At 62.1% G+C, this 7,785-nt stretch carries 5 protein-coding genes; 3 read left to right on the forward strand and 2 right to left on the reverse strand.

From position 1 onward, the window contains the following. Positions 1–28 precede the first annotated feature (28 nt). Entirely contained in the window at positions 29–4,882 is a 4,854-nt protein-coding gene (locus tag E1809_RS16885; protein ID WP_133205398.1) for an NAD-glutamate dehydrogenase, read from the forward strand. Between the two features lie 31 nt (positions 4,883–4,913). Beyond that, a complete protein-coding gene (locus tag E1809_RS16890; RefSeq protein WP_133205399.1) occupies positions 4,914–6,383 on the forward strand; it encodes a sensor histidine kinase in 1,470 nt (489 codons plus the stop codon). Between the two features lie 110 nt (positions 6,384–6,493). Here the strand turns inward: E1809_RS16890 and E1809_RS16895 are convergent, their stop codons facing one another. Further along, a complete protein-coding gene (locus tag E1809_RS16895; RefSeq protein WP_003804966.1) occupies positions 6,494–6,742 on the reverse strand; it encodes a WhiB family transcriptional regulator in 249 nt (82 codons plus the stop codon). 228 nt (positions 6,743–6,970) lie between these two features. Here E1809_RS16895 and E1809_RS16900 point away from each other — a divergent pair, with 228 nt between their 5' ends. Further along, complete coding sequence (locus tag E1809_RS16900) at positions 6,971–7,468, forward strand: hypothetical protein (protein WP_133205400.1); 498 nt, start codon at positions 6,971–6,973, stop codon at positions 7,466–7,468. A 164-nt stretch (positions 7,469–7,632) separates the two neighbouring features. On the opposite strand, the gene E1809_RS27445 is transcribed toward E1809_RS16900, so the two are convergent. Continuing rightward, positions 7,633–7,761: an ATP-binding protein gene (locus E1809_RS27445; protein WP_328591591.1), complete on the reverse strand. Its 129-nt coding sequence runs from the start codon at positions 7,759–7,761 to the stop codon at positions 7,633–7,635. Between the last annotated feature and the right edge of the window lie 24 nt (positions 7,762–7,785).

The raw sequence follows: 7,785 nt of genomic DNA on the forward strand, positions 1-7,785 counted from the left end.
AATCAAGATGTGATGGAGGCGTTTGTCGATGTCGTCAGGATCCAGCGTGGAGGATCGTTCAAAACCTGCAGTAGTCCGGGAAGGGTTCTTCGGAGACTACTACGAGCACCTCGCAGAGGAGGACGCACGCGGATATGCTGCCGAGAAACTGACTTCGAGAGCGGAAACCCATAGGGAAGTGGCCAAGAGCCGCAAGCCGGGCGTCGCGAACGTCAAGGTTTTCAATGAGGCCGATCGCAGCATCCTGTACATCGTCACGGATGACATGCCCTTCCTCGTTGACTCGGTCAATGCCGAGCTCGTTCGCCAGAACTGCGCGATCCGGTTTGTCATGCACCCGCTGTTTGTCGTTTCTCGCGAGCAAAACACAGGCGACCTCGTCGGCATCGCCCGCGTTCCAGCCAGCATCGGCATCTCAAGCGGCGACACCGCCGCCATGCCGAACATCTCCCATCTCATCGCGCGGGGAGACAACGTCTCGCACATGGAGTCTTGGATCGCCGTCGAGGTCGACCGGGTGGCCGACACCTTCCAAAGCGAACTCATCGACGGAATCCACCGCGTACTCAACGATGTCCGCGCCGCCGTCGAGGACTGGCCCAAGATGCGCAGCAAAGCGCTGGAGGTGGCCGGATCGCTGGACAAGGTGGCACACCCCGAAGACGTCGCCGAACTTCGCCAAGCGCAGGATCTCTTGCGCTGGCTGGATAACGGCAACTTCACCTTCCTCGGTTACCGGGAATACGACCTCATCACCGAAAACGGCGAGGACGTCCTTGAGCTCCGGGAAGAGAGCGGCCTTGGACTGTTGAGGGCCGGTGACCATCCGCACCAAATCCAACACCTCACCGATGCCGGACGCCGGAAAGCCCGCGAGAAGCGCGCCCTCGTCATCACGAAAGCCAACTCCCGCTCCACAGTGCATCGCCCCGCCTACTTGGACTACATCGGCGTGAAGAGCTTCGATGCCCTGGGAAATGTCAACGGCGAGCGCCGCTTCATCGGCCTCTTCGCCACGAGCGCGTACACGGGATCCGTCCGGAACATCCCGATTGTCCGGGAGAAGGTCGAAGCCGTCCTCCGTTCAGCCGGATTCCCGCAGGACTCGCATTCGGGCAAGGACCTTGTGGGTATTTTGGAAACCTACCCCCGCGACGAGCTTTTCCAGGTCGAAACAGACGACCTCGCGGCCACCGCACTGGGCATCCAGCGGCTGCAGGAGCGGCGCCATACAAAGCTCTTCCTGCGCCCGGATATCTACGGTCGCTTCATGTCCGCCTTGGTGTTCCTGCCGCGTGACCGTTACACCACGAACGTCCGCCAGCGCATCGAGCAGGAACTTCGCGAGACTTTCGAAGCGGAGAGCATCGACTACGAGGCACGGATCACGGAGTCCGCGCTCGCGAGGGTCTTCTTCCGCATCCGGCTTCCGCGCGATGCCGAACTTCGCGACGTCGACTCCGAAGCGCTCGAAGCACGCCTCGTCCGGGCTTCGCGCTCGTGGGCGGAGGGGGTCGCGGAAGTACTGCGTGAGAACACGAGCGGCTTGGACCAGGATGAACTGTCTGCCCTCTGGGCGGATGCGTTCCCCGCAAGCTACCGCGTGGACTACGAGGTTGAAGACGCCCTCCAGGACATTGAGCGCTTCGAGACCTACGGGGCTACCGTTGACCGGGACGCCGCTGCAGTCCAGGCCGAACCGGGGGTCCACGTGTACCTGCCCAGCGGTGCCGGCGAACTCCTCGAAGAAGATGCCCGCGTCAAGCTCTACCTGATGGAACCAAAGAGCTTGAGCCAGATCCTGCCCTATTTCCACAATCTTGGACTCGAAGTGCTTGATGAGCGGCCCTTCGAGATCGAGACCGCCGACCACCGGGACTTCTTCCTGTATGACCTCGGCCTGAAGTATCCCGCCGGCGTGGATCCGGTTGCCACCGGCCAGCTCCTCGCTGACTCCTTCAGTGCCGCCGTGACCGGCGCCGTGGAATCTGACAGTTTCGACCGGCTGGTACTTCGCGAAGGAATCCACTGGCGCCAGGTCGTCATGCTCCGTGCGTATGCGAAGTACATGCGCCAGATGGGCAATACCAATTCCTTCGAGTTCATTGCGGACACCCTGCTCGCGAACCCGGAGGTCGCGCGGGGACTGATTGAACTCTTTGGCGCCCGTTTCGATCCGTCGTCGCCGGAGGCTTCGCGGGCTTCGCGCCAGGGATCTGCCCGCGCCACCTTGGCGGAGGCTATCGACCAGGTGGCAACGCTCGACGCCGACCGCGTCTTGCGGACTTTCGTCAACCTGATCGAGTCGACCCTGCGGACAAACTACTTCCAGGCCAAGTCGTACGTCAGCTTCAAGCTCGACCCGACCAAGATCGATGGCCTGCCGTTCCCGAGGCCGAAGTACGAAATCTGGGTGTACTCGCCCCGCGTGGAAGGCGTGCACCTGCGTTTCGGCAAGGTAGCCCGTGGCGGCCTCAGGTGGTCTGACCGCCGCGAAGACTTCCGCACCGAGATCCTTGGCCTGGTCAAGGCGCAGACTGTGAAGAACGCCGTTATTGTTCCCACCGGCGCGAAGGGCGGCTTCTTCGCCAAGCAGCTTCCGGATCCGTCAATTGACCGGGCCGCATGGATGGCCGAGGGCATCGAGAGCTACAAGACTTTCATCCGGGGATTGCTCGATCTCACCGACAACCTCGTCACTACTGCCGACGGCGAAAAGATCGTGCCGCCGTCGAACGTTGTTCGCCAGGATGACGACGATTCCTATCTCGTCGTGGCCGCGGACAAGGGCACCGCTACGTTCTCCGACACCGCCAACAGCCTTGCCGCCGAGTACGGCTTCTGGCTGGGAGATGCCTTCGCTTCAGGCGGCTCCGTGGGTTACGACCACAAAGCAATGGGCATCACGGCCCGCGGCGCCTGGGAGTCGGTCAAGCGCCACTTCAGCGAGCTGGACCTCGACACCCAGACCGAAGAATTCACCGTGGTCGGTGTTGGCGACATGTCCGGAGACGTGTTCGGCAACGGAATGCTGCTGTCCAAGCACATCCGTCTGCTGGCTGCCTTTGACCACCGGCACATCTTCCTGGATCCGACGCCGGACGCCGCATCTTCGTTCCAGGAGCGGCAGAGGCTCTTCGACCTGCCCCGCTCCTCATGGGACGACTACGACCGTTCGCTCATCAGCGCGGGCGGAGGCGTCTTCCCGCGCCAGTCCAAGGTCATACCTATCTCGCCCGAGATCCGCAGCGCGCTCGGAATTGCGGAGGGCACGGTCCAGATGAGCCCTCCGGAACTGTTGCGGGCCATTCTGCTGGCGCCGGCCGACCTCCTGTACAACGGCGGAATCGGGACGTACATCAAGGCAAGCACCGAGTCGCACGCGGAAGTGGGCGACAAAGCGAACGACGGTATCCGGGTGAACGGACGCGAACTTCGCGTCAAGGTCGTTGGTGAGGGCGGCAACCTCGGCCTCACGCAGCGCGGCAGGATTGAAGCTGCCCTTCAAGGGGTCATCCTTAACACCGACGCGATCGACAACTCGGCTGGTGTGGACTGCTCGGACCATGAAGTGAACATCAAGATCTTCGTTGACCGCATGGTTGCCGCCGGGAAGCTCGACGCCTCGGAGCGGACGTCGTTCCTCGCGGACATGACCGACGAAGTCGGTCGCCTCGTACTGGAAGACAACATCGACCAGAACATCCTGTTGCTCAACGACCGGACGCGTGTGGCCGAGTGGAGCCCAAGCTACGAGCGCTTGATGGACTGGCTGGAAAAGTCCGCCGACCTCAAGCGGGACCTGGAAGCGCTGCCGACCACCGATACTCTTCGCGAGCGGCTGCAACAGGGCCAGGGGTTGACCTCTCCCGAGCTCTCCGTCCTCGCCGCGTACGCCAAGATCGAATTGGGATCGGCGCTGCGGGACAGCGACCTCGCTGATGATCCATGGTTCCGGAAGACCATCCGCTCCTACTTCCCGAAGCAGCTCCGTGAGCGGTTCGACGCCGAATTGGACACCCACCCCCTGCGCCGCGAAATCATCGCGACCGTCGTAGCCAACGACATGATCAACATGGGCGGTATTACTTTCGCTTTCCGGACCATGGAAGAGACCTCGGCGACCGAGGTTGCGGTGGCGAAGGCGTTTATCGCCCTGCGGGAGATCTATGAGCTCGACGCCATGGTGCAGGAGCTCAACGCGCTTCCGGCTTCGTTCCCCACGGAGCATTGGAGCACGGTCCACCTCGATATCCGCAGGCTCTTGGACCGCGCCGTTCGTTGGCTCCTGGGCCAAGGCAACGCGTCCAAACCGATCTCGGACATCGTCGCTGAATTCAAGCCGATGATGGATCCGATGCGGGCGAAGGTGCTCGACTACTTGCGCGGCGGCGACAAGGCGCGTGTGACCGGTTGGCTTGGGAAGGCCCGGGCATGGGGCCTGCCGGACACGCTTGCCCACCGCTGGGCCGAACTCTTCGAGAGCTTCGTGCTTTTAGACATCGCCAAGATCGCCCAAAGCCGCGACACCCGGGTGGAAGAAGTCAGCAACGTTTACTACACGGTGTTCGATCGCTTCCACGTTGACTCGCTCCTTGAGCGGATCACGGCGCTGCCTCGCGATGACCGGTGGCAGGCACTTGCCCGTGCGGCGCTTCGCGACGACCTCTACTCGACGATCGCGGACATGACGACGTCGGTGCTTGACTCCACTGACGCCGGACCCGACGCCGAGGACCGCTTGCGGACGTGGGAAGGCGTTAACGCCGAGCAACTGGGACGCGCGAAGAGCATGTTTGACGAGGTGAACGCGCTCGAAGCCGACGACATGGCTTCTCTGTCGGTAGCATTGAGGCTCTTGAGGTCTATCGTTCGACGCTAGGGGACCACCCCGTGCGCAATTTGGAGGTGCAGTGGCAATCTTTACGGACCCCATCAGGGAGCACGCTGATTTCGGGCCGGGAGATGCCGAATGGCTGCACCTCCTGGTCGGCGACTGGCAGATGGTCGCCGACCTTGCGTTCGCGGACCTGGCACTTTGGTTTCCGCATCCGGAATACGGGTACATCGCCCTTGCCCACGTGAGGCCGTCGACAAGTCATACGGTCTTCCACGCGGACTTCGTTGGGGAAGGCATCCGTTCGGACTTGCGACCGATCGTGGACAAGGCATGGTCCAGCCGGTCAATCGAGCGCTCCAGTGAAACAAACTGGAGCAGCGAGATGGCCCTTCGGGTCGAAGCTGTGCCGATGGTCAGGAATGGAAGGACCCTCGCGGTAGTCACCTCGCACATGGACTTGTCCAGTTCGCGGATGCCGTCCCGCTTGGAGTTGACCTACCGGCAGTGCGCATACGATTTGCTTCGCATGGGCACGCTTGGATTGTGGCCGGATTTTGCTTCTCCGACGGGATCGCGCCGCGGAGCGCCGCGCGTGGGCGACGGCCTGATCCGGCTCGACGCCGACGGCATCGTTCAGTACGCAAGCCCGAACGGTGTCTCGGCGTTCCGTCGTCTCGGCGAAGTGGAGACCTTGGAAGGGCGGTCGCTTGCGGAAGTCACAGCGGGTCTCCTCAAAGACCGACGCATGGTGGATGAAACATTGCCGCTGGTGGTCACGGGCCGGATGCCGTGGCGTAGCGAGATCGAGTCCCGTGGGGTGAGCTTGTCCTTGCGGGCGATCCCGCTGAGGGACGAAAAGAACCGTTTCGGCGCACTTGTCTTGTGCCGCGACGTGTCCGAGCTCAGGCGCCGTGAGCTGGAGCTGGTGACCAAGGACGCGACCATCCGTGAAATACACCACCGCGTAAAGAACAACCTGCAAACCGTGGCGGCGCTGCTGCGCATGCAGTCGCGGCGCATGGTAAGTGATGAGGCGAAGCAGGGCCTTGAGCAGGCAATGCGGCGCGTGGCGACGATTGCCCTTGTCCATGAGACGCTTTCGCAGGGCCTTACCCAGAGCGTTGATTTCGATGAGTTGATCGGCCGGCAATTCCGTCTCTCCGCCGAAGTCGCTTCCCCTTCCCAGCAGGTCCGTACCGAACGGTCCGGGCTTTTTGGTGAATTGCCAAGCGACTTTGCAACACCGCTGGCCCTTGTCATCAACGAGCTCGTCACGAATGCGGTTGAGCACGGCCTCGAAGGACGTGCCGGAACAGTCTGGTTGATGGCCGACCGTTCCACGGGGGAGCGCGGCGATGAGCAACTGACGGTAACCATCGCTGACGACGGCGTCGGCCTGCCGGAAGGGTCCTACGTGGAAGGGCTTGGACTGCAAATCGTGCGGACCCTGGTGACCAGCGAACTGGGTGGAAGTATCCAGTGGATGCCTCGCGATGGAGGCGGAACTGCAGTGAAGATTGTGCTCAACCTCGTCCGCAACTGACGGCAGGGGAATTCCTCCCGGGTCGTGCCGAGGCTGAACGAAAGAGGGATGGACGGGACCTGTCGGTCCCGTCCATCCCTCTTCGCTTTATTGGCTTGCGGTGCTTCAGGTCAGGAAGCGCGGCGAGCACGGGCGGCGCGACGCTTGAGTGCGCGGCGTTCGTCTTCGCTCATGCCGCCCCAGACTCCGGCGTCCTGACCGGATTCGAGAGCCCATTGCAGGCAGGTGTCCACCACAGGACAACGACGGCAGACGCTCTTGGCTTCTTCGATCTGGAGAAGCGCTGGGCCGGTGTTGCCTACTGGGAAGAAAAGCTCAGGGTCCTTGTCAAGGCAGGCTGCGCGGTTACGCCAATCCATGCTGATCAGTCACTCCATTCGTGAGTACTCGTTGAACCTTTTGTGAAAATATTCACGAGAGGCTCCAAAGGAAAGGGGACCCATTGGGCCCCCTTGGTCGTCTGAGTCAAGCGTGTCATGTTAACGCCATGTAAACAAGGGGTTCAAGCGTTTGAAACCGTGAGCGATGCATCACACCGGCTGGCGCCCTACTCACAGGTATTTGACTATGTCGGGTAGTGTGCCAGTGTGTCAAGACCCCCTCTGAACCCCGCCCACGACTCCTCCGCCTCCGGCGACGATGGTGAAGGAAACAGCCGCCGCGATGACTCCACGGCGCCCGGGCCTACCCCGCGGCCAAAGGGAATTGTGGTCATTTCCCTCGTGGTGGTGCTGGAAGCCCTCGCGCTTCTGATTGCCGCAGGTCTGTATGGTTATCAGCTGGTAACGGGAGCACCGGTGTCCTCGTTCTGGGGGGCGGTGTTCACCCTTGGACTCCTTCTACTCTTCTCGGCATGGCTGTTCGCCGTAGGACATTTCCTGTTCCGAGGCTATCGCTGGACGCGTGCAGCTGCCTTGGTTGCCCAGTTGTTCGTCCTGACGATTGGATTTCCGACCCTCACCGGCGGACTGACCCTGGCTGGCCTCGCCATGGTGTTGCCGGCCCTCGCTGCGATCGTCCTTCTGTTCGACAAACGCGTCATTGCCTTTGCCTCCCGGACGGGTGGATCCACTCCGGCCCTGTGACCCTGGATCGGGTGGGGGTGTCAACGGCAGCTTAGAAGTGACCGGTGGCGGCAGGTTGGTTTGCCCGATGGCGGCAGGTGATTGACCAGTCGCGGCAAGTATTTTTGGACAGGGTCAGGCGCCCCGGGCGTGCCGGGTTTCAGGGCGCCTGACCAGTTTTTGGGTTAGTTCATGGGGCGGGTTCCTTTTCCGTTTTGGGCTTGCATGAGCCTGACGGACTCGCCGCTGGTTTGGCAGAGGTGGGCGTGGTGGAGAAGCCGGTCCACGGTCGCGGTGGCGATGGTTTTGGGCATGAGCTCATCGAACCCGGAGGGGTG

The organism is Arthrobacter terricola, assembly GCF_004354015.1.
Taxonomy (GTDB): domain Bacteria; phylum Actinomycetota; class Actinomycetes; order Actinomycetales; family Micrococcaceae; genus Arthrobacter; species Arthrobacter terricola.